The organism is Dickeya oryzae (assembly GCF_009372235.1).
Classification (GTDB): domain Bacteria; phylum Pseudomonadota; class Gammaproteobacteria; order Enterobacterales; family Enterobacteriaceae; genus Dickeya; species Dickeya oryzae.
Genome location: NZ_ML762921.1, coordinates 105028 through 128368 on the forward strand (window position 1 = coordinate 105028; position 23341 = coordinate 128368).

General features: G+C 56.6%; 21 protein-coding genes. 13 read left to right on the forward strand and 8 right to left on the reverse strand.

Annotated features, from left to right (window positions below; translation table 11 throughout):
* Window positions 1-128 precede the first annotated feature (128 nt).
* Both bsmA and FAZ14_RS05690 read left to right on the forward strand, forming a co-directional pair.
* Window positions 129-494, forward strand: a complete 366-nt coding sequence (gene bsmA / locus FAZ14_RS05685; RefSeq protein WP_016940471.1) for a biofilm peroxide resistance protein BsmA — start codon at window positions 129-131, stop codon at window positions 492-494.
* A gap of 195 nt (window positions 495-689) precedes the next feature.
* Window positions 690-965 carry a hypothetical protein gene (locus FAZ14_RS05690; RefSeq protein WP_012886017.1) on the forward strand — a complete coding sequence of 92 codons (276 nt, stop codon included), beginning with the start codon at window positions 690-692 and terminating at the stop codon, window positions 963-965.
* A gap of 174 nt (window positions 966-1139) precedes the next feature.
* On the opposite strand, the gene rlmB is transcribed toward FAZ14_RS05690, so the two are convergent.
* The 3 genes from rlmB to nsrR all read right to left on the reverse strand — a co-directional run bounded on the left by rlmB (window position 1140) and on the right by nsrR (window position 4904).
* Window positions 1140-1874 carry a 23S rRNA (guanosine(2251)-2'-O)-methyltransferase RlmB gene (gene rlmB / locus FAZ14_RS05695; RefSeq protein WP_012886018.1) on the reverse strand — a complete coding sequence of 245 codons (735 nt, stop codon included), beginning with the start codon at window positions 1872-1874 and terminating at the stop codon, window positions 1140-1142.
* Between the two features lie 89 nt (window positions 1875-1963).
* Window positions 1964-4438, reverse strand: coding sequence for a ribonuclease R (gene rnr / locus FAZ14_RS05700; protein WP_038925794.1), 2475 nt, complete (start codon window positions 4436-4438; stop codon window positions 1964-1966).
* A gap of 40 nt (window positions 4439-4478) precedes the next feature.
* Window positions 4479-4904, reverse strand: coding sequence for a nitric oxide-sensing transcriptional repressor NsrR (gene nsrR, locus FAZ14_RS05705; protein ID WP_012886020.1), 426 nt, complete (start codon window positions 4902-4904; stop codon window positions 4479-4481).
* A gap of 373 nt (window positions 4905-5277) precedes the next feature.
* On the opposite strand from nsrR, the gene FAZ14_RS05710 reads away from it, so the two are divergent.
* The 4 genes from FAZ14_RS05710 (at window position 5278) to FAZ14_RS05725 (ending at window position 11811) form a co-directional block, all read left to right on the forward strand.
* Window positions 5278-6864 (forward strand): methyl-accepting chemotaxis protein, encoded by a 1587-nt coding sequence (locus FAZ14_RS05710; protein ID WP_016940474.1) that lies wholly within the window; start codon window positions 5278-5280, stop codon window positions 6862-6864.
* Between the two features lie 367 nt (window positions 6865-7231).
* A complete protein-coding gene (locus FAZ14_RS05715) occupies window positions 7232-8203 on the forward strand; it encodes a PucR family transcriptional regulator (protein WP_038925793.1) in 972 nt (323 codons plus the stop codon).
* A gap of 2 nt (window positions 8204-8205) precedes the next feature.
* A complete protein-coding gene (codA, locus tag FAZ14_RS05720) occupies window positions 8206-9447 on the forward strand; it encodes a cytosine deaminase (RefSeq protein WP_153508193.1) in 1242 nt (413 codons plus the stop codon).
* A 291-nt stretch (window positions 9448-9738) separates the two neighbouring features.
* Window positions 9739-11811, forward strand: a complete 2073-nt coding sequence (locus FAZ14_RS05725; protein ID WP_235914470.1) for a sensor domain-containing protein — start codon at window positions 9739-9741, stop codon at window positions 11809-11811.
* A gap of 126 nt (window positions 11812-11937) precedes the next feature.
* Here the strand turns inward: FAZ14_RS05725 and FAZ14_RS05730 are convergent, their stop codons facing one another.
* Entirely contained in the window at window positions 11938-12960 is a 1023-nt protein-coding gene (locus FAZ14_RS05730; protein WP_153508195.1) for a type IV pilus twitching motility protein PilT, read from the reverse strand.
* 21 nt (window positions 12961-12981) lie between these two features.
* Here FAZ14_RS05730 and FAZ14_RS05735 point away from each other — a divergent pair, with 21 nt between their 5' ends.
* From FAZ14_RS05735 to FAZ14_RS05765, 7 genes are all read left to right on the forward strand, one after another.
* Window positions 12982-13710 carry a YggS family pyridoxal phosphate-dependent enzyme gene (locus FAZ14_RS05735; RefSeq protein WP_276529259.1) on the forward strand — a complete coding sequence of 243 codons (729 nt, stop codon included), beginning with the start codon at window positions 12982-12984 and terminating at the stop codon, window positions 13708-13710.
* Window positions 13711-13742: 32 nt separating this feature from the next.
* A complete protein-coding gene (gene proC, locus FAZ14_RS05740; RefSeq protein WP_153508196.1) occupies window positions 13743-14564 on the forward strand; it encodes a pyrroline-5-carboxylate reductase in 822 nt (273 codons plus the stop codon).
* Between the two features lie 43 nt (window positions 14565-14607).
* Complete coding sequence (locus tag FAZ14_RS05745) at window positions 14608-15162, forward strand: YggT family protein (RefSeq protein ID WP_016940481.1); 555 nt, start codon at window positions 14608-14610, stop codon at window positions 15160-15162.
* Window positions 15159-15449, forward strand: coding sequence for a DUF167 family protein YggU (gene yggU / locus FAZ14_RS05750; RefSeq protein WP_029456174.1), 291 nt, complete (start codon window positions 15159-15161; stop codon window positions 15447-15449). Before FAZ14_RS05745 ends, yggU begins: the two co-directional genes overlap by 4 nt.
* Before the next feature lie 47 nt (window positions 15450-15496).
* Window positions 15497-16090 (forward strand): XTP/dITP diphosphatase, encoded by a 594-nt coding sequence (locus FAZ14_RS05755; protein WP_153508197.1) that lies wholly within the window; start codon window positions 15497-15499, stop codon window positions 16088-16090.
* On the forward strand, window positions 16083-17222 hold the full coding sequence (hemW, locus tag FAZ14_RS05760) for a radical SAM family heme chaperone HemW (RefSeq protein WP_016940484.1): 1140 nt from the start codon (window positions 16083-16085) through the stop codon (window positions 17220-17222). The genes FAZ14_RS05755 and hemW overlap by 8 nt, the downstream gene beginning before the upstream one ends.
* 129 nt (window positions 17223-17351) lie before the next feature.
* Entirely contained in the window at window positions 17352-17480 is a 129-nt protein-coding gene (locus FAZ14_RS05765; RefSeq protein WP_016940485.1) for an entericidin A/B family lipoprotein, read from the forward strand.
* Window positions 17481-17763: 283 nt separating this feature from the next.
* On the opposite strand, the gene FAZ14_RS05770 is transcribed toward FAZ14_RS05765, so the two are convergent.
* The 4 genes from FAZ14_RS05770 to FAZ14_RS05785 form a co-directional block, all read right to left on the reverse strand.
* The gene (locus FAZ14_RS05770; RefSeq protein ID WP_153508198.1) at window positions 17764-18219 is read right to left on the reverse strand and encodes a GNAT family N-acetyltransferase; all 456 of its coding nucleotides are present in this window, start codon (window positions 18217-18219) and stop codon (window positions 17764-17766) included.
* 11 nt (window positions 18220-18230) lie between these two features.
* The gene (lplT, locus tag FAZ14_RS05775; protein ID WP_153508199.1) at window positions 18231-19478 is read right to left on the reverse strand and encodes a lysophospholipid transporter LplT; all 1248 of its coding nucleotides are present in this window, start codon (window positions 19476-19478) and stop codon (window positions 18231-18233) included.
* Window positions 19475-21673 carry a bifunctional acyl-ACP--phospholipid O-acyltransferase/long-chain-fatty-acid--ACP ligase gene (aas, locus tag FAZ14_RS05780; RefSeq protein WP_153508200.1) on the reverse strand — a complete coding sequence of 733 codons (2199 nt, stop codon included), beginning with the start codon at window positions 21671-21673 and terminating at the stop codon, window positions 19475-19477. Before aas ends, lplT begins: the two co-directional genes overlap by 4 nt.
* Before the next feature lie 258 nt (window positions 21674-21931).
* Window positions 21932-23329: a glycoside hydrolase family 1 protein gene (locus FAZ14_RS05785; RefSeq protein ID WP_153508201.1), complete on the reverse strand. Its 1398-nt coding sequence runs from the start codon at window positions 23327-23329 to the stop codon at window positions 21932-21934.
* Between the last annotated feature and the right edge of the window lie 12 nt (window positions 23330-23341).

Sequence of the window (23341 nt, forward strand, 5' to 3'; positions counted from 1 at the left end):
CTCAACGGTATCCCTGTTTGCGTCAAGGCGTTACACTATTCTCGCCCGGTACAGAACGCTGATTTAGCGCGTTATTAACGTGTGCCGGATGAATTTATCGCGTATCGGACTGAATGGAGCACCGCGTTATGGCTTGCCTGTCATGGTTATTCAGACTGACGCCGTTACACAGAGTGTGGTTGGGCGCGGTGCTGTCGGTGCTGCTCAGTAGTTGTGCGATGCTGGCTGGTAAGCCGGTTCCACCGCCACCACCGGCGCAGCAGGCGGTAGAAGTGTCCAGAGAGCAAAGCTACCTGTTGGAAAAAACCGGCTCTGTCTCTGTGAATGTCCGCGGCACTCTCGATGATGCGGTAGAAGAAATCGCCCGTGAGGCCAACGCACGCGGTATGCCTTACTATCGTGTGGTCAGCCTGACGCAAGATGAGCATGTGCGGCAGGACAACTGGCACGGCTATGCGGTGTTCTATCGTCCCTTGCCTGCCGCTCGCCCATAACCATTCAGGCACAATAAGAGCCTATCCCATTAGGGCTTATTCACTTGCCATTTTGGCCCTGGGCAGTGATCGAAATCCTCACGTACTCCGTGTACGCTCCGGGTTCTCCGCGCTGTCCGTGTCCACACTGGCTGCGCCAATAACGCCTGATGGGATAGGCTCTAAGTACCCTAAAGAACGTTAAGAGGATGAAGGATGAAAACAAAGATTGCCGCCATCGCCCTGTTACTGCTGACAAGCGGCCTGAGCGGCACCGCGCTGGCTTCAGAATATCCCTGCCGCAGCACGGAATGGAATGAGTGGATTGAGTCGATAGTCAATACGCGCGCCGTGCTGGGTGATGTCGATGTAGGCTCACAGGTTTGGCAGCAGGCGGTGGAAAGCCGGTTACCTGCTTCCTCCTGGCCGTCACGCAATTCGGTATTGTGGTGCGCGGCAGTAGAACAGAAAATAGCCAGCCTGAAGAAATAACGCATCGTCTCCCGGCAGGCCAGTTATCCCATCGTTGGATGCCGTCTGTCGGGAACACACCGTTTTTATCGTATGACGGCATTTTTTATTTTCGTGTAACCGTTTCGTGTGACCGCACTGCAGCGTGTTAGTACACACCCGGTCACACGACATCACGCTACCTTGCGCGATGGCTCACACAGCGCGCTGGCGTACCGCTTCAAACAGGCAAATACCGGTCGCCACGGAAACATTCAGCGATGACACGCTTCCAGCCATCGGAATACTGATCAGCTCGTCGCAGTGCTCGCGTGTCAGGCGACGCATGCCTTCCCCTTCTGCGCCCATCACCAGCGCCAGCGGGCCGGTCAGTTTGCTTTGGTACAAGGTGTGATCCGCTTCGCCCGCCGTACCGACGATCCAGATATTCTGCTCCTGCAGGAAACGCAGCGTGCGTGCCAGATTGGTCACGCGGATCAACGGAACGGTTTCCGCCGCGCCGCAGGCCACTTTCTTCGCAGTCGCATTCAGTTGGGCGGAGCGATCTCGCGGCACAATCACCGCATGGACGCCAGCGGCATCAGCGCTACGCAGGCAAGCGCCCAGGTTGTGGGGGTCTGTCACGCCATCCAGCACCAACAGGAACGGCGTCGCGTGTGATGCCAGCAACCCCGGCAAGTCGTTTTCCTGATACTGACGCCCTTCTTTTACCCGGGCGATGATCCCCTGATGGACCGCACCTTCCACCTTGTCATCCAGCCACTGACGACTGGCGACCTGTACCGCAATGCCGCTGGCTTCCAGCTCGGCTATCAGCGGTTGCAGGCGACGGTCTTCACGCCCTTTCAGGGTGAACACTTCCAGAAAACGTTGAGGGTCTTGTTCCAGCAGTGCTTTCACTGCATGGATGCCGTAAATAATTTCGCTCATTACTACTCTTCAATAATACGCTTGAGACGGGTTAACAGGGCAGCCGGTCGGCTGCCCAGAATACCGGTGTCACGGTCAGACGCGGTTCGTCACTCTGCCGTTTTATTCTTTTTGCTGGCGCGTTTAGCTCGCGTGGCTGCCGCAATTTTACGCGTTTTTTCAGCGTTCTTTTGCGATTTTGCTGCCTTCTTTTTACCGCCGGTTTTCGCCTTACCGTTATCCTTGCTGGCAGGCTGGCGTTTTTTACCGTCTCCCTCAGGGCGGAATGCACTATCCGGCTCAAAGTTGGCACGCTGGCCGGTACGGCGACGACGCGGCGGCTTCGCACCCGAATCGCTCCCCCGCTTCGCCCGGTCGCGCGAGGTTTTACCTTCGCCACGCACCTTGCGGGTAGACGAGACCAGCGCAAAATCAATTTTACGCTCATCCATGTGTACCGCTTCAACGCGGATTTCCACCTCATCGCCCAGTCGGTAAGTCTGACCGCGAGATTCGCCAATCAACCGCTGACCTACATTGTCGTAACGGTAGTAGTCGTTATCCAGCGTGGAGACATGCACCAGACCATCGATAAACAGGTCGTTAAGCCGCACGAAGAAGCCAAAACCGGTGACACTGGAGATAATCCCGGTAAAGGTTTCCCCCACATGGTCCTGCATGAAGTCGCACTTCAGCCAGTCGGCCACATCGCGTGTGGCTTCATCGGCACGGCGCTCAGTCATCGAGCAGTGTTCGCCCAGTTGCAACATTTCGTTGAAATCGGCATGCCAGCCACCGCTTTGCGTCCAGCGGTTTTTACGGTCGCTTAGCAGATACTTGATACCACGGTGCAACGACAAGTCCGGATAACGCCGGATCGGTGACGTAAAATGCGCATACGAGGTCAACGCCAGCCCAAAGTGACCGCGGTTTTCCGGGTCGTAGATAGCCTGCTTCATGGATCGCAACAGCATGGTTTGCAGCATCTCATGATCCGGTCGATCAGCGATGGAATCCATCAACTCAGCATAGTCTTTCGGCTGTGGCTTCATGCCGCCTTTGAGCGTCAGCCCCAACTCGCCCAGCACGCTACGCAGCGCCAGCACGTGATCTTCACTGGGCTGGTCATGCACGCGGAACAATGCCGGTTCTTCACTCTTCTCGACAAACTTCGCCGCCGAGATGTTGGCCAGAATCATGCACTCTTCGATAAGCTTGTGCGCATCGTTACGCACGACGGCTTCCACCCGTTCGATACGGCGTTCTGCGTTGAAGATAAATTTGGCTTCTTCGGTTTCAAACGCGATACCGCCACGCACCTCACGCGCATGCTCCAGCACCTTGTACATCCGGTGCAGCTCTTCCAGCGGCTCCACCAGTGACTGGTAGTGTTCGCGCAACGCTTCATCGCCCTGCAAAATGCTCCACACCTTGGTGTAGGTGAGGCGGGCGTGTGAACTCATCACCGCTTCATAGAACTTGTAGCCGGACAATTTACCCTGCGAGGAGACGGTCATCTCACACACCATACACAGGCGATCCACCTGCGGGTTCAGTGAACACAGCCCGTTAGACAGCACTTCCGGCAGCATCGGCACCACTTGCGATGGGAAATAGACCGAGGTGCCGCGTGCACGGGCCTCATGGTCCAGCGCCGTACCGGGGCGCACATAATAGCTGACATCCGCTATCGCCACCCACAGCCGCCAGCCGCCACCGCGTTTTTTCTCACAGTACACCGCATCGTCAAAATCACGAGCGTCTTCGCCGTCAATGGTCACCAGCGGCAGGGAACGCAAATCCACCCGGCCTTTCTTGGCGCTTTCCGGCACCTCTTCAGCCAGGTCGCTCACCTGCTCTTCCACTTTAGGTGGCCAGCTGTGCGGGATTTCATGGGTGCGCAGCGCGATATCCACCGCCAGCCCGGTCCCCATGTTGTCGCCGAGGATCTCCACGATCTTGCCAATCGCCTTGGTGCGACGGGTTCCGCGTTGGGTCAGTTCCACCACCACCACCGTGCCCATGCGAGCCCCGGCGATACATTCCGGTGGGATCAGGATATCAAAGCTCAGACGGCTATCGTCCGGCACCACAAAACCGGTACCGGCTTCGGTGAAATAACGCCCGACTATCTGACTGGTACGCGGCTCCAGCACGCGCACAATGCGCCCTTCACGACGTCCACGGCGGTCTTCACCCAACGGCTGGGCCAGCACTACATCACCGTGGATCACCGTTTTCATTTGTTCAGCGGACAGGTAAAGATCGTCTTTACGTCCTTCCACCCGCAGAAAGCCATAACCATCACGATGGCCGATCACAGTGCCACGCAGTAAATCCAACTTTTCCGGCAGGGCGTAACACTGACGACGGGTAAACACCAGTTGCCCGTCACGTTCCATCGCGCGTAACCGGCGGCGCAGCCCTTCGAGTTGCTCATCGCTGGTCAGTTGCAGATCGCTTGCCAGTTCTTCACGGCTGATAGGGGTATCCCGTTTTGCCAGGTGCTCCAGAATGTATTCACGGCTGGGGATGGGGAATTCGTATTTTTCTGCTTCACGTTCCAGAAACGGATCTTGTGACATTGCGGTTCCTCCGTTGTCATCAGCAGGCAGCTGAGCAGGCTTATTCAACCAGAAGTAATTTATAGAGGTGTGGGTTCTGTTCCACCATATCGGCGAGCGTGTAATTATCCAGTTCTTTCAGGAAATTCTGTACGGCCTGTTGCAATACCTGTTTGAGTCGGCAGGCGGGGGTAATATGACAAAACGCCTTGCTGCAGTTAACCAGAGAGAGCGGCTCCAGTTCCCGTACCACATCGCCGATGCGAATGGTGGACGGATCGCGGCCTAACCGAATGCCGCCGTTCTTGCCACGCACTGCCATAACCAACCCGGCGCGACTCAGCTGATTGATAATCTTCACCATATGATTGCGTGAAACGCCATACACTTCAGTCACTTCTGAAATGCTGGTCATTTTGCCCTCCGGCAATGACGCCATGTAAATCAGCGCGCGCAAACCATAATCCGTAAAACTTGTTAACTGCACAGAAACCTCGGGTACTTTTCCAATCGAGTACGTTGCCGAACAGTCACCTGACTGCCCCAAAAACGTGAACCGGAACCAGGATGGCGCTCGTTGTCCTGACACCAGACACATCATGTTCATTTTTTATCACCAGATGATAAACCAGTGCTCCGCGCCGGGCGAATTTATTTAGTACTCAGAGATCTTTCTTAAAGGAAAATTCGCCGAGTTGACGCATTTCTGTTAACAAAACATAAGAGAATCTTGCTATCTAACACGCTATTTCATCTGTTATGTTCTGAACAAAAATAGCCCTACATGTACGTTAACGTATGGCAAGCCAGAGATAGGCTTTGCCAGTGTTTTTTATTCTGCACACACTAGGAAATGGACCATGCGTTTGAAAAATCTCTCCATCCGTACCGGCTTGTTAACCTTGCTGGCTGTGATCACCCTGCTATTGCTGCTGGTCAGCGGTATGGGGATTCAGGCCATCAATAAAAGCCGGGACTCCCTGACGCAGCTCAACCAGATTCAGGGGGAGCAGTTGGGCGCGTTGATGAACGGTTATAACCTGACGCTACGGGCCAGAGCGTCCGCGACACTGGCGGTACGCAAGATAGAAATTGGTTTGCTGGACGTGGGAGCTAAAGAAACGGATAAACTGGATAGTTATATCCAGCAGTCCGACAAAGAGATTCGCCAGTTCAGTAGCGTCGGCACCACCAGTGAGCAGGAGCAAAAACTGGCACAGCAAGTGTTAAAAACCTATCAGGACTACCTGAATCAGGGATTAAAACCGATGTTAGAGTCCCTGAGAAAGCAGTACACCGACGAATACTACACCTTGCTGGAAAATAACCTGACGCCCCTGAGCGACGCATTTGATAAATCCATCCAGAATTTCCGCAGTTACTCCCAGCAACTCTCCGAAAAACACATCCAACAGGCAAACAGCAACGAACGGCTGATGCTGATGCTGATAGGCTTTGCTTGTCTGTTATCCCTGTTGCTGGTCTTGCTGGGCTGGCTGGCGTTACGCCACATGTTGCTCAAACCGCTGGATCACGCCATCGAGCAACTGGAACACGTTGCCTCCGGCGATTTGACCCACCGCATTACCACCGGCGGTGACAATGAACTGGGTCGCCTGAACGACGCCATTTTGCGTATGCAAATGGCGCTGCTGGACTCCGTTGGTCAGGTGCGTGACGCCAGTCATCAAATCGATCAGGGCAGTCGTGAACTGTTTAGCGGTAACCGCCATCTGGCGGAACGTACCGAGGAATCGGTCGCCGCACTGGAGCAAACCGCCGCCAGTCTGGAAGAACTGAGCGCCACCGTTAAACGCAACGCCGACAACGCCGAACTGGCCCATCAGTTGACCAATCAGGTTTCCGATACCACCGATCGCGGCAATGAATCCGTCAACTACGTGGTGGAAAAAATGCGCGAAATCGCCGCCAGCGCCAAACGCATCAGCGATATTCTCGGTGTGATTGACGGCATCGCCTTCCAGACCAACATTCTGGCGCTGAACGCCGCGGTGGAAGCCGCCCGTGCAGGTGAACAAGGGAAAGGATTTGCGGTGGTCGCCGGTGAAGTGCGTAATCTGGCGCAGCATAGCGCCCAGGCCGCCAAAGAGATCCGCACACTGATCCTGGATTCTCAGTCCCATGTCTCGGAAGGGCTCGATTTGGCCGCCAAGGCAGGTGAAACCATGGATAACGTCGCAGACGAGATCAACCGTATCACCACGCTAATGAAAGAGATTTCTTACGCGTCTCAGGAGCAACATCGCGGTATTGAACAGGTGAACATCGCCTTTACCCAGATAGATAAAGTCGCACAGCAAAACGCGTCTCTGGTCAAAGCCTCCACCGATACCACCCAGTCGCTGGAAGAGCAATCCCGCCAACTGGTACAGGCGATGGCCATGTTCCGTATCGAAGACCACACGCCGCTGCTGCAGGCGCGCTGATTCTGTCTTTGGCAGTGGCCAGTCACGGCCACTGCGTTTTCGTTTACCCGCCTTGTTGGCTTTATTGCTGTTGGTTCACGCGGCAGGCGAACCCATGCGTGGTTGATTCACGCTTTCAGTGCACTACACAGCACCCTGCACAATAAACGGGCACATTACGCCATGTTTTAGCACCAAACCATGCAGCCTGCACAGGTACTGTATTCTCAATACTCTGGCGAGCGCCCCAGATTCCCCGTTAACACGTTACCGGCAGTAAAACCGGCACGCTCTTTGCTGCATACGCGGTGGCGCACACTACACTGCATATCACTGACCTTGTCGTTTCCCCTGAACGGGAAGAGAAGGGAAAACCGGAGAGATCATCATGTCGGCATCGCATCAACGCAGCCTGTCTTATCGCGACAGTTTCCATAGCCATACTGAAGCGCACCATACTGAAGAGCAGTGGAACAGATGGCGTAGCGACCTTCTGCTGACGCTACTCACCGCAGACGCGCTGGATCTGGCGCTGATTCATCAACGTGCCGACCGCCTGCAATGGCCGCTGGACGTGCCACATCGGGTGGTGGCATGGCGTATAGGTAACGAGGCAAGCCTGTTCGCCTCAGCGGATTACCGCGCCCCAGAGGCGCAACTGCAGCATTCACGTCTCCTGCTGCAACAACGGCTACAAGCGTCGCTGTTAGCATCGCCCCCGCCATCTGCGTCACGCTCTCCCCCACCGGTGGTCACGCTGGGCTCGCTGTTGCTGATGGTGTTGCCGACAGACAGCCCATTACTGCAACCACCGGCGCATCAGCGGCTGGTGGCATTACGCCAGTCCATCCACGCCGATATCGCCCCATTGACGCTGTACGTTGGGCTATCCAGCCCGGTCAGCTCCGCAGCACAGTACCGGCAGGGGCTTAGCGAAGCCCAACAGGCACTTGACGCCGTTGCCAGCCTGCAATCAGAAAAAGGGCTGTGTGATTACACTGAATTAGGGATACTGCAATTGCTGGGGGCCGTCAGCGACCCAACGCTGCTAACCCGGTTTATGCACAATGTGCTGGGCAATCTGGTGGAGCATAACCGTAAGTCGCCTTATCTGTTGATTGAGACGCTGGATGCAGTATTGCAGGAAAACAGTAATCTGATTAAAGCCGCCGAACGGCTGGCTATTCATCGCAATACGCTGCACCAACGCCTGCAACGCATTGAACAATTATCGGGTGGCACCCTGAACGACCCGCTGTTTCGCCTTAGCTCCGCCGTCGCGCTTATGATCGGGCGTCTTTCTGGCTTTCCAACGTCAGCAAGCACCGTGTCGCCATTCAACGCCCCGTCACAGGAGTGATTATGAAGATTATCAACGCCGTGTTACGCCATCAGCCTGGGCTCTACACCGTGCAACTGCAAAATGGCCTGATTGCGACCATCGACGCCCAACCCGGTCCGCACCCTGCCGCACCCGACGATATCGACGCCGCAGGGCAACTGGTGATTCCACCACTGGTAGAACCGCACATTCATCTTGATGCCGTTCTGACGGCGGGTGAGCCGCAGTGGAATATGAGTGGCACGTTGTTTGAAGGCATCGAACGCTGGAGCCAACGCAAAGCGACGATCACCCACGACGATACCCGGCACCGGGCGTATACCGCCATCGGCATGTTGCGCGATCACGGCATCCAGCATGTCCGTACCCATGTTGATGTCACCGATCCCTCGCTGGCGGCACTGGAAGCCATGCTCGAACTCAAAAACGAGGTACGCGACCTGATAGACCTGCAAATCGTCGCCTTTCCACAAGAAGGTATCGAGTCGTATCCGGATGGTCGCCAGTTAATGGAACGCGCCATTGCGCTCGGTGCGGATGTGGTTGGCGGCATCCCCCACTTTGAAAATACCCGTGAACAGGGCGTCAGTTCCGTGAAGTTTTTGATGGATCTGGCAGAGCGTACCGGGTGTCTGGTTGACGTGCATTGTGATGAAACCGATGACCCGCATTCACGCTTTCTGGAGGTACTGGCGGAAGAAGCACGGGTGCGGGACATGGGGGCGCGGGTCACCGCCAGCCATACGGTGGCGATGGGATCGTATGACAACGCGTACTGCTCGAAGCTGTTTCGTCTGTTGCGCCGCTCAGGCATCAGCTTCGTCTCCTGTCCGACGGAAAGCATCCACCTGCAAGGACGGTTCGATACCTTTCCTAAACGCCGTGGCGTGACCCGCGTTGCCGAACTGGACCGCGCGGGTATGAACGTCTGCTTCGGGCAGGACTCCATCAGAGACCCGTGGTATCCACTCGGCAACGGCAATATTCTGCGGGTTCTCGACGCCGGGCTACATATTTGCCACATGATGGGGTATCAGGACCTGCAACGTTGCCTCGACTTCGTCACTGACAATAGCGCCAAAGCCCTGCATTTGGGTGAGCGTTACGGTATCGCTGTCGGTCGCCCGGCCAATCTGGTGATTATGGATGCACAAAACGACTACGACGCACTCCAGCGGCAGGCAAAGGCACGGTTATCTATCCGCCACGGACGCATCATCATGCAGCGTGCGCCCGAACTCGTTATTTATCCGACAACGTAACTGTCTGACAACGTCACCGGACTCGTTATGAATCCGCGTTCACGATTAGTGCGCCGTCGCAACAACGCAAGGGTGATACCGTCGTCACCCTTTTTCATCAAACTTCTTGCCAACACCTCAGAAATCGCTGCTGATGGTCGATAATTTCTTTGTCAGGAAAATTTCCCAAAAATGAACTAAAAGGAAGTAATCGGACAAACGCCTGCATCGAAAACGGCCCGCCGTCACCATGCCGTTAACCGCGTATCAACACGGATTGTCATAAGAAGAACAGTATCGATGATGAGGTGAATGATGACCGGTTCTGTATGGAATTCAGAAAGTCTGTTTCAGGGCATCCTCGACCGCTGCCCGGTGGGCATTGCCGTTATCAACTATGACGGAAAGTATGTCACCGTCAATCCTGCCTATAGCGCTATTTATGGTTACACTCAGGAAGAGATGATTAACCATTCCTTTACCATGGTTTTTCCTGAGTCTGCTCGGGCATCCGTTCTGGCGCGTCATCAGTCGTTTCTCGATGAAGGCGGCAAGCTGGGCGGGGAATGGACGGTCGTGCGTCATGACGGCGCTGTCCTGACGGTCTGGTCAGAATCGGTTCCCTTCGCACAGCACGGCCACAAAGCCGACCGACTGGTGTACGTCCTCGATATTACCGAGCGCCAGAAAGCACGTGAACAGATGAAGATTGCCGCCACGGTCTACCAAAGTACCCAGGAAGCCATCATCGTCATCGATACCCATCGAAAAATTATCTCTATCAACCCGGCTTTTACGCGCCTGACCGGATATAGCGAAGCCGATGTTGTGGGACAAACATCGTACATATTCCGCTCCACTCGTCATGATATCGCTTTCTATGATGCCATCTGGCGCAAAGTGAATGAGGATGGGCTGTGGATTGGTGAAATGTGGGATCGTAAAAAAGACGGCAGCGACTATCTCCGCGAACTGACCATCAATGTGGTCAAAGACGCCACAGGCACCCCCATCAACTATGTCGGTGTGTTTTCCGACATTACCCAGCGCAAGCAACAAGAGGCGTTAATCTGGCAACAAGCCAACTACGATGCCGTTACCGCGCTGCCAAACCGACACAGATTTCAGGATAAACTCGAACGCGCAGTTGAACACGCCAGGCAAACCGGCCACACCATGGCGTTAATGCTGATAGACCTGGATCACTTCAAATCGGTTAACGACAGCCTGGGGCACCGCGCTGGCGATGCGCTGCTGTTTGCGGTATCGACCCGCATTACCGACTGTATTCAGGGTGCCGATACCATTGCGCGTATCGGCGGCGATGAATTTGCCATTATCCTGTCTGACTTGCAGCGAACCGATGACTGTGAGCATCTGGCTAACACCTTGCTGCAACGATTGGCTCAACCGTTCAATATCGATGGCGAAAGCATGCTGGTTTCCGCCAGTATCGGTATCGCGTTATTTCCCAATGACAGCGACACGCTGGAAGAACTGTTCAAACATGCCGATCAGGCGATGTATGCAGCCAAGAACGCGGGGCGCAACGGCTTTCATTATTTCACGCCTGCCTTGCAACAGGCTGCACACGCCCGCTTACGCCTGACCAACGATCTGCGCCAGGCGCTTGAGTGCGCTCAATTCGAGGTTTACTACCAGCCGATCATCGAACTGGCTACTAACAGGATAACCAAGGCTGAGGCGCTGGTGCGCTGGCATCATCCCGTACGCGGTATGGTCAGCCCGGCGGAATTCATTCCACTTGCGGAAGATACCGGCCTGATTGTTCCACTCGGCGATTGGGTCGCACAGCAGGCCATCATTCAGTTGGCGCAATGGCGTAACACCCTTGACCCGCACTTTCAGATAGCCATCAACCAGTCTCCGATTCAGCTACGCAGCAAAGATTTCACTGAAATGAGCTGGGTGCAGGAACTGGCGCGACACGGGTTGGACGGCAGCGCCGTGATCATCGAAATCACCGAAGGGCTGCTGCTGAATGCCGAACTGCGGGTGAATAACAATCTGCATCTGCTGCGTGATGCCGGAATACAAATCGCCATTGATGATTTCGGTACCGGGTATTCATCACTGGCCTACCTCAGAAAATTCAATATCGATTGCCTGAAGATAGATCGTTCCTTCGTCGAGGATCTCGATGGCGTCGGGCTTGAACTGTGCGTGGCGATTATCGCGATGTCTCACAGCCTGGGCCTCAGTGTGGTAGCTGAAGGGGTTGAAACGCAGCACCAGCGCGACATTCTTACCCGACTCGGGTGCGACTATGCGCAGGGCTTTTTGTTCTCACGCCCCGTTCCAGCCACAGAGTTGACGATGCTGCTGCAAGCCGCCACCGATACGACTGAAACAAAACCAGCGTAAACCGAAGGCAATGCTGACGATAGCTGTGCATGACGCATGATTCTTCACGACGGTAGCTATTCACGATGGTAGCTACTCACGATGGTAGCTACTCACGGTGATAGCCATTCACAGCCGCGCGATATGTCAAAGCCAGCTATCGTCTGCGCAGCCGTCCGCTAACAGGCCGTCCTGACAGCGCTGTTGGTAGCTCTGCTCAAAGGTCTGCATCCCCACCTGGCTGCCGGTTTGCAACAAACTCGGCAACTGGTGGGTTTTGCCTTCGCGAATCAGGTTACTCACCGCCGGTGTGGCAAGCAGTACCTCAAATAGCGCCACACGCCCACCCTGCACGCCCGGCAAGAGCTTCTGTGCCACGACCGCCTGCAAACTCGCCGCCAGTTGTGTGCGCACAAAGGCTTTCTCTTCGGCCGGGAACACGTCCACCAATCGCTCCACCGCCTGCACCGCCCGCCGGGTATGCAACGTCGCCAGTACCAGATGGCCGGTCTCCGCCGCCGTCAGCGCCAGCCGGATGGTCTCGCTGTCACGCAACTCTCCCAATAACAACACATCCGGGTCTTCACGCAACGCAGCCCGCAAAGCGCTGGCGAACCCCTCACTGTGTCGGCCGATTTCCCGCTGCTGGATCAGGCTACGTTGACTGGTATGCAGGAATTCAATCGGGTCTTCCAGCGTAATAATATGGCGGGCACAGCATTGATTCAGTGCGGCGATCATCGCTGCCAGGGTGGTCGATTTCCCGCTGCCGGTCGCCCCGGTCACCAGAATCAGTCCATCCGTGCGTTCAGCCAATGCCGCGACCACCGCAGGTGCCCGCAGTGCCTGCAAATCCGGCTGGCCGTGTGGGATCAAGCGTAGCGCTGCCGATAAACCGTGGCGTTGCATGAACAGATTGGCCCGCAACCGCTGCCCTCCCGCCAGCGTCAACGCACAGTCGGTCTGCCCGCACCGGCGCAACTGCTGCTCGCACTCCGGGTCCAGCCAGCTCTGACACCATTGTTCCAGTTCGGTGTGATGTAACGGCGGTTGGGTCGCATCCGCCACCAGTTGGCCGTCGATACGCCACACCGGGGGATGACCGCTGCACAGGTGCAGATCGGATACATTCTGTTTTACACTAGCGTTCACCCATTCACTCACATCCATTTATTGGCCTCCTGAATCACTATGACGATGACACCGATATCGACAGTTCAGCACAACCTACAGGACGTCCGGCAGAAAATCTCAGCGGCAGCACAACGCTGCGGGCGTGCGCCAGAAGAGATTACGCTGCTTGCCGTCAGCAAAACCAAACCTGTGAGCGCGCTCGAAGAAGCCATCGCGGCTGGGCAGCGGGCATTTGGTGAAAACTATGTACAGGAAGGGGTGGATAAGGTTCGTCATTTTCAGACCGCCCTGCCTGATATCGCGCTGGAATGGCACTTTATCGGGCCGTTGCAGTCGAATAAAAGTCGTCTGGTGGCAGAACATTTCGACTGGTGCCACACCATTGATAGGCTGCGTATCGCCCAGCGCCTGAGCGAGCAACGCCCGGCGCACCTGCCACCGCTCAATGTACTGTTGCAGGTCAACATCAGTCAGGAAGCGAGCAAATCCGGCATTCTGGTCAGCGAACTACCCGCACTGGCCGCCAGCGTGGCGACACTACCGAATCTGCGACTGCGCGGACTGATGGCGATCCCCGCGCCGCAAACGGATCACGCCCAGCAGCTGGCGGTATTTCGCCACATGACTGAACTTTTTCTGCAACTGAAAGTGGATTATGGCACCTTGGATACCTTGTCGATGGGGATGACCGACGACATGGCTGCCGCCATTGAAGCTGGCAGCACGATGGTACGCATCGGTACCGCAATTTTTGGCGCACGTGATTATAGTTCGCCGACCAGTTAACCTAACGGACAGACGAAAACAGCGAGAATCTGATGGAACACCGTAAAATAGCCTTTATCGGCGCGGGCAATATGGCACAGGCGATCGTCGCCGGTTTGATGGCAGGCGGTTATCCGGCCCACCAGGTCAGCGTTAGCGCACCGTCCGCCACCCACCGGGATCAACTGGCCGCCCGCTATGGCATTGCCAGCCTGAGCGACAATGCCGCCTGTGCGCGTGACGCCGATGTGGTGGTGCTGGCGGTTAAACCGCAACTGATGGCCGACGTTTGCGGGGAACTGGCAAAACAGGTGGATTTCAACGGCAAGCTGGTATTATCGATCGCCGCCGGTGTTAACGTCGCCCGCTTCCGCCAGTTATTGGGCGCATCGATCAACATGGTGCGTATCATGCCAAATACCCCCTCGCTGGTAGGTCAGGGCATGAGCGGATTATACGCACCGGCCGGGGTTAACGAGGCCGATCGCGCCTTTGCCGGTGACCTGATGCAAAGCGTTGGTAAACTGTGCTGGGTCGCCGACGAGTCGCACATTAACGGCGTGATTGCCGCTGCCGGTAGCGCACCTGCCTACTTCTTCCTGTTTATGGAAGCGATGCAGCAGGAGGCCATGCGTCAGGGGTTCGACGCCGACACCGCCCGATTGCTGGTACAGCAGGCGGCTAGCGGTGCAGCAGCACTGGTGGAAGCCAGCCCGCAGACCCCGTTATCGACCCTGCGGGAAAATGTAACCTCCAAGGGCGGCACCACCGCCGAGGCGCTACGCGTATTTAACGAGCGCCAGTTGAGCCAGACGGTCGCTGATGCTATGCAGGCCGCTGTGCACCGGGCAAAGGAAATGGAATCGCTGTTCTGATTACCACCTGAAAGATGACTTTGAATGAAGGAATGACCCTCTGATGCTGACCCTGACTTTTCTGGTCAAAACCCTGATTGACCTGTACGTGATGGTGTTGCTGCTGCGTATCTGGATGCAATGGGCTCGCAGTGATTTTTATAACCCGCTGGCGCAGTTCGTGGTGAAAATCACTCAGCCGATCATCGGCCCGTTGCGTCGCATTATCCCGTCGCTGGGGCCCATCGACAGCGCCTCGTTGCTGTTGGCGTTTCTGCTCACCACGCTGAAGTACCCGTTGCTGTTGCTGATTCAGGTCGGCTCGCTCTCGCTAAGCCCGATCAACTTGCTGGTGGGGCTGCTGGCACTGATCAAATCCGCTGGTTATCTGGTGTTCTGGATTGTGATCATTCGCTCGCTGATGAGCTGGATTAGCCAGGGCCGCAGCCCGGTGGATTACATGCTGCACCAACTGACTGAACCGTTGATGGGCCCGATACGCCGTATTCTGCCCTCGGCAGGTGGTCTGGATTTCTCGCCGATGATCGTGATTCTGGTGCTGTACGTGTTGAATTACCTCGGCATGGATTTCTTCCCAGGGCTGTGGTTCTTGCTGTGAGTGCCGTCAGTCGTTGTGAAGACGGGCTGGTGATTCGGCTGTATATTCAGCCGAAAGCCAGCCGGGATCAAATTGTCGGGCTGCATGGCGACGAGCTTAAAGTCGCCATCACCGCACCACCGGTAGACGGTCAGGCCAATGCCCACCTGATCAAATTTCTCGCCAGGCAATTCCGGGTCGCCAAAGGTATGGTCACCATCGAAAAAGGGGAGCTTGGACGTCACAAACAGATTAGGATCGTCAACCCGCAAACCATCCCGGCCGATGTCGCGGGCCTCATTTCCTGAGCCGATTCCCTGAATAAAACATCCCAGACAGATTGCAGGAACAACAGATGCAAAACGTGGTTTTAGCCACCGGCAACGCCGGTAAAGTGCGTGAACTCGCCGGTCTGCTGGCGGCTTTTGGTCTCGACGTGGTGGCACAAACCACGCTGGGCGTCGATTCCGCCGAAGAAACCGGTTTGACCTTTATCGAAAACGCCATTCTGAAAGCGCGCCACGCCGCGCGCGCGACCGGCCTGCCCGCCATTGCCGATGATTCGGGACTGGCAGTCAACGCGCTGGGCGGCGCGCCGGGCATTTATTCCGCCCGCTACGCCGGAGAAGACGCCAGCGACCAGCAGAATCTGGACAAACTGCTGGCGATACTCGACAACGTGCCGGACGAACAGCGTCAGGCCAGTTTCCACTGTGTGCTGGTGTATTTGCGCCACGCGGATGACCCGACGCCACTGGTGTGCCACGGCAGTTGGCAGGGAGTCATCACCCGCGCGCCTGTCGGTGCGGGCGGTTTTGGCTACGATCCCATCTTCTTCGTGCCGCAACTCGGCAAAACCGCTGCCGAACTCAGCCGCGAAGAGAAAAACGCCCACTCCCACCGTGGACAGGCGCTGCGTCAATTACTGGATGCGCTGCGACATGCTTAATTTGCCGCCGCTAAGCCTGTATATCCACATCCCCTGGTGCGTGCAGAAGTGCCCTTATTGCGACTTCAACTCCCACGCGCTCAAAGGCGAAGTACCGCACGACGATTATGTGGCGCACCTGCTGGCCGATCTGGATGCCGACCTGCCGATGGTGAGCACTCGCCCTCTGCACAGCATTTTTATCGGCGGCGGCACACCGAGCCTGCTCAGCGCCGAGGCGATGCAACAGTTGCTCGATGGCGTGCGGGCCAGGTTGTCACTGGTGCCGGACGCGGAAATCACCATGGAAGCCAACCCCGGAACCGTAGAAGCCGACAGGTTCAGCGGTTACCAGCGCGCAGGGGTTAACCGTATTTCCATCGGCGTGCAGAGCTTTAGCCCGGATAAACTGACGCGCCTGGGCCGCATCCACGGCCCGCAAGAGGCCAAACGCGCCGCGGTTCTCGCCGCCGGTCTGGGGCTGCGCAGTTTCAATCTGGATTTGATGCACGGCCTGCCAGAGCAGTCGCTGGATGAGGCGCTGGATGATTTACGTCAGGCGATAGCGCTTAACCCGCCGCACCTGTCCTGGTATCAGTTGACCATCGAACCCAATACTCTGTTTGGTTCACGCCCGCCGGTGCTGCCAGACGACGATGCGCTGTGGGATATTTTTGAGCAAGGGCACCGTTTGCTGAGCGACGCCGGTTACCAGCAGTATGAAACCTCGGCCTACGCCAAACCGGGTTACCAGTGTCAGCACAACCTCAACTATTGGCGCTTTGGTGATTATCTCGGTATCGGCTGCGGCGCACACGGCAAAATCACCTTCACCGATGGCGAGATCGTGCGCACGGTGAAAACCCGCCACCCACGCGGCTATATGCAGGGGAATTACCTGCAACAACGCAGCGAAGTCGCACTGGCTGACCGTCCATTCGAGTTTTTTATGAACCGCTTTCGGTTGCTGGAACCGGCACCCCGCGCTGATTTCACCGCGTATACCGGCCTGCCGGAAAGCGTAATCAGGGAACAACTGGACGCCGCACTGAGGCAAGGCTACCTCACGGAAACCGAACAGCACTGGCAGGTCACCGAGCACGGTAAGCTGTTTCTTAATTCGTTGCTGGAGCTCTTTTTGGCAGAAGAATAAGGAGTAAAGAAACTGAGCCAGGAGACAGCAATCTGTCTGAACCGGCTACTGGCTGGCAACGCGTTGAATTCCAGTCCTGGAGTATGACAAAGTGAGACGGATTTTCCCCTCGATAAAAGGTCAACTACCATGAAAACCCTTATCTTACTGGTCGCAACCCTATTTATGGCGACCACATTGAGCGGATGCAACACCGCTCGCGGATTTGGTCAGGACGTTCAGAAGCTCGGCAGTACCATTTCCCATTCCGCCAGTTAACCCGGCGTCAAACCACACCAGCGCCCTGCCCGAGTGCAGGGCGGCGCTGTTACGCCTTAGCGCCACACTTAGAGCCTATCCCAGTAGGCGTTATTGGCGTAGCCAGTTTGGACACGGGAAGCCGCGCAGACAACATGCGTTGCATGTTGAACGGACAGAGCACTTTGTCCGGCCCAACGGGCGAGCGCAGCGAGTAACCCGGAGCGTACGCGTAGTACGTGAGGATTTCGAGCACTGCCCAGGGCCAAAATGGCAAGTGAAATAGCCCTAATGGGATAGGCTCTTACCCTGCGGTTCGCATCGGCACATGGGGAATACCGTCCTCATCGTAGCCTTCACCGCAAACCACAAAGCCAAATTGCTGATAAAAATGCTGCAAATGCGCCTGAGCAGAGAGGTATTGCGCTCGCCCCGGCCAGTGACGGGCACAAACGGCCTGAGCATGCATCAGCAACTGATGCCCCAGCCGTTGGCCTCGCGCTTCGGGGGCGACCACGACCCGGCCAATCGTGACCACCTCTTGCCGGTCATGCGGTGCCAGTAAGCGCGCGCAGGCGATCAACCTGCCGTTTTGCCAGGCGGTGACATGCCGGTTACCATCGACCAGATCCAGACCGTCCAGGTCCTGATAAGCGCATTGCTGTTCCACCACAAAAACCTGGCTACGCAGGCGCAAAATGTCATACAACGCATACGGGTTCAGGTCTTTCACCACCCAGTCATGCCAAATCAGACTCATTGCCTCTCCCGTTATTCCTGCTCATCAGACGTTGGTGCGGCCGCAGGCGTTGACCGACGCCGCCACTGGGTTACCTGTACCCAGCACCATAACCCGGCAATCGCCAGCGCAAACAGCGTGCCGAAACCGATACCGATCGCCAGTACCGGTACGCCGACCTTCACCGCCAGCGAGTACAGCGCCAGCATCAGCAACATCGCGCCGTTTTCACCCAGATTCTGCACAGCAATGGCATTACCTGCCCCAACGCTTTCCCGGCCACGTTCTTGCAACAGCGCATTGAGCGGCACGATAAAAAAGCCGCCCAACGCCCCCAGCACCAACAGGCAGGCATAAGCATTCGTCAGGCTATGTTGCAGGGTAAACACCACCACCATCACGCCGATCAATACCCCAGCGGGCAGGCAGCGTCGCACGGTTTTCAACGTCACCAGCTTACCGGCCGCCGCCGCACCGACCACAATCCCCACCGCCACCATGGCGTTGAGTAACGTCGGCGTTGAATTGTCATTAATGCTCAATGCCAGCGGTACCCACAGTACCAGCAGGAAACGTAGCGTCACGCCAGCGCCCCAGAACATGCCGGTGCCCACCAGTGAAAAGCGGGTTTCGCCGTTGCGCCACAGTATCTGACAGGCCTCGAAAAACGAGCGCGTCATGCGCGCCGGACGCCAGGATGCGCCAGGACGCGCGGCAGCGAGTTTCGGGATCAACAGGTTAGCGGCCAGTGCGATACCGTAAGCCAGCGCACACACCGCCAGCGCACCGTAGATGTGCCAGTCTGCCAGCACGCCGCCGACCACCGATCCAGTAAGAATAGCGGCGATGGTGGAAGCTTCCATCAATCCGTTGGCTTTCACTAACTGATCGCCACGGGTGATTTCCCCCAGAATGCCGTATTTGGCCGGGGAATAGGCCGCCGCTCCCAGCCCCACCAGCGTATACCCCAGAAACGGGTTCCCACCCAGACAAATCCATAACGCGCCAGCCAGTTTCAGGGCGTTGGCAAACATCATCACCCGCCCTTTGGCGAAGCTGTCAGCAAACTGCCCCACAAACGGTGCCAGCACGATATAGGCGGCGACGAACCCCATTTGCAGGAAGGGCTGGCTCCAGTCGGGATACGCCAGCGATTTTACCAGTGCCAACGTAGCGAACAGCAGCGCGTTATCGCCGAAAGCAGAGAAAAACTGCGCCACCATCACCGCATTCATACCGCGGGAAAACAGTGACGACGTAGGGGAAGGCGTGTGGCTCATGCATCATGCTCCGAGGGGATAGGCGTGGCCTCTTGCGCGGCCACGGCGGGTTGTTCCGCCCATTGGCGCAGCGTAACGAAATCCGGTTTGCCGCTGCCCAATAGCGGCAACTCTTTCAGGTAACGAATATCGCGCGGCACCGCCAGTTCCGGCACGCCACTCGCCCGAGCTTGTGTCAGCAGGCTATCGCGGGTCAGCATGGCATCGGTGGTAAACAGCACCAGCGCTTCCCCTTTACTGCTGTCGCTGCGGGCGCTGGCAGCATGTTGGGCGTGGGGCGACACCTGATTGGCCAGTTGCTCCACGCTCTCCAGCGACACCATTTCTCCGGCCAGCTTGGCAAAACGTTTTACACGCCCCACGATGGTACAAAAGCCCAGTTCATCTAAGTCAACGATATCGCCGGTATCGTACCAGTTCGCTTCTCTCTGCCCGTGCTCATTTTCCGCTGCTGGCGATTCCAGCTCGCCAGGGTTTTCCACCCGCAGGTAACCCTTCATCACATTTGGCCCACGCAGTTGCAGACGACCGCCATGATGGATACCCGCAACCGGGATCAACCTCGATTCCATCCCCGGCAACAAGCGACCAACGGAATGCAGTTTGCAGGCCATCGGTACGTTGATAGCCACCACCGGTGCGCATTCCGTCACACCGTAGCCTTCCAGAATACGAATGCCGAATTTGTCCTGCCACTGCGTCCGCACCCGTTCGGAGAGTTTTTCCGCCCCGGCCACCACATAACGCAGGCGGGCGAAGTCATAGGGGTGGGCAAAGCGGGCATAATGCCCGAGGAAGGTCGAGGTGCCGAACAATACAGTGCAGTTACGGTCATACACCAGTTCCGGTACGATGCGGTAATGCAGCGGGCTGGGATAGAGGAAGACGCGCGCACCGGTCATCAACGGCGTCAACAACCCGACCGTCAACCCAAATGCGTGGAACAGCGGCAAGGCCGACATAAAACGATCACGCGGGGTGAAATCGGCCACGGTGCGGATCTGCTCTACGTTAGCCATCAGGCTATTATGAGAATGCACCACCCCTTTCGGGTTGCCTTCCGAGCCGGACGTAAACAGAATGACCGCTGCGTCATCCGGTTGCTGCGGGCACATCGCGCGCATCGGGAACAGCAGATGGCACAGGATCCACAGCTTATCCGACCATGTCACCGTGTCCTTCAGGTCTTCCAGATAGACCCAATTGGCTTCTTTCACTTGCTGCGGCAGATGCGTCAGCTTGCCTTTTTCCAGAAACTGTCGCGACGTGACGATGGTTTTGATGCGCGCGGCGCTCATCGCGCTCTGAATGCCTTTCGCCCCAGCGGTATAGTTCAGCATCGCCGGTACCCGGCTGCTGAGCGACGCGCCAAGCACCGCCGCCGCCGTCACCGTCGCGTTGGGTAACAACAACCCGACATGCTCACGCTCGCTGGTAAAACGTTGCAGAATGCGCGCCACCCCGAGTGATTTCTTCAGCAGGCCGTGATAGCTGTCTTCCTTCAGATTAACGTCTTCGATACAGCCAGAGTGGTAACCGTACCGATCGCAGGCGGCCAGAAACGCCTGATACAGCGTATGACGCGGACGTACCGCCATACGCGCCTCCATCATGATGCGATGCAGCGCTTCGCCCGCCAGTTCGCGGCGTTCACGCGCCGAAGGGGCGACGGGCATCGGCAGCGTGGTTGGAGGCAGGAAATGCAGTGAAATCTGTGGAAGCAGACGACGACGCAACACCCCGCCCAAACGGCCGAAGTGCGTAAACTCCGCCCCTTCAATGCGAACAGGCACCACCGCCGCGCCTGAGCGAGCCGCCACAAACGCCGCACCGCTGTAGATTTTCATCAGTGAGCCAGTCACGGTAATGCGCCCTTCGGGGAACACCACCACCGGACGCCCCTGCTCCACCAAACGGATTAACTGCTTAATAGCCAACGGCTTGGTAGGGTCCAACGGCAGAAAATCGATATAGGGCTTCAGCCAGCGCATAAACCAGCTATCAGCAATGCGGGAATAGACGGCAAATACCGGTTTGGTTTGTACCGGTAAGAACAGCGCCATCAGCACGCCATCGAGAAAGGAAACGTGATTGGGGGTAATCAATATCTTCGATTGCCGGAAACCGCTTTCATCACCCGAGATCTGAATGCGATACAGGTGCTTGAGCGCCCAGCGTAAAAAGGTATAAATCATCCCACCTCCCTATGTCTAAACAGTAACTCTGACGTGATAGTCACCTTGAGGTAAACCGTCACGCTGCCCGGTTTGGACCCCACATGCCACGGATTGTTCATGGCGGCCAGCCAAAGGGTTCACCATACCATAAACCGTAGCAAGATTAGCGATGAAAACACCGCCGAGTCAGCGGCGAGGGGGAGTAAAAAACAGCAGAAAATCATCAAACTGCAGAGTAGAAAGATAGGGCGGGTGGCGTCCCGCCCAGGGGAAGGGTTATAACTGCTCACCGTTACTGGCGATCACCTTTTTGTACCAGTCAAAGCTCTTTTTCTTGCGGCGCGCCAGCGTGCCGTGGCCGTCATTGTCTTTATCCACGTAGATAAAACCGTAGCGCTTTTTCATCTCGCCGGTGCCAGCGCTAACGATGTCTATCGGCCCCCACCAGGTGTACCCCATGATATCGCAACCGTCAGCAATGGCTTCCGCCATCTCCTGCAAGTGCTGGCGACCATAGCTGATGCGCTCGTCGTCGTTGATGGCACCACCCGCGTCTGGCGTATCCACCGCGCCAAAACCGTTCTCGACGATAAACAGTGGTTTCTCATAGCGATCCGCCAGCTCGTTACAAACCTGTCGCAGCCCTTTCGGGTCAATGGTCCACCCCCAGGCGCTGCTTTTCAGGTAGGGATTATCTACCCCCACCACACCACCGGTGTCCGCCAGCACCGGCATATCAGCCTGATAGGTAGCACTGCGGTAGTAACTGAAACCGAGATAGTCCGATGGGTGCGCCGCCAACAAGGCTAAATCGCCCTCTTCCATCGCCAGTTCAATACCCTGCTCATTCCATATCCGCTGGCTATACGCCGGGTAGTGACCACGCATCATCACATCCGAGTAAAACAGTGATCGGCGGCGGATCTGCATGGTGGCGAACACATCGTCCGGATGACAGGTGTGGGGATATAAGGTACTGAGCGACAGCATACAGCCGATTTTGGCCTGCGGAATAATCCGGTGGCATAACTGGTTTGCCAGCGCGTTGGCGACAAACATGTGATGGCTGGCCTGATAAATCGCCTGTAACCGCTGTTCCGGCTCAGGCTGTATCGCGCCGGTGGCAAACGGAATACGGTGCATATTATTGAGTTCATTGAACGTCATCCAATATTTCACCTTATCCCGATAGCGATAAAAGACCGTCTCGCAGTAGCGGGTGAAGAAATCGACCAGCCGACGATCCTGCCAACCGCCATAGCGCTGATACAGCGCCAGTGGCGTTTCATAATGCGATAGCGTAATCACCGGCTGGATGCCGTACTTCAACAGTTCATCAAACAGCTGGTCGTAGAAACGCAGCCCTGCTTCGTTGGGCTGCGCCTCATCTCCCTGCGGGAAAATGCGCGACCAGGCGATCGAGGTACGAAAGCATTTGAATCCCATTTCAGCAAACAGGGCGATGTCGTCCCGGTAACGGTGATAGAAATCGATCGCCTCGTGGCTGGGGTAGTAACGTGCAGGGTCGACCGCCGCATCCGGTTTGCCTGCCACGATACCACCGCGTACCACATCGGCAATCGACGGCCCTTTACCGTCCTCATTCCAGGCACCTTCCGCCTGATTGGCGGCAATCGCGCCGCCCCATAAAAACCCTTGCGGGAAACGAGCCATGATCACTCCTTA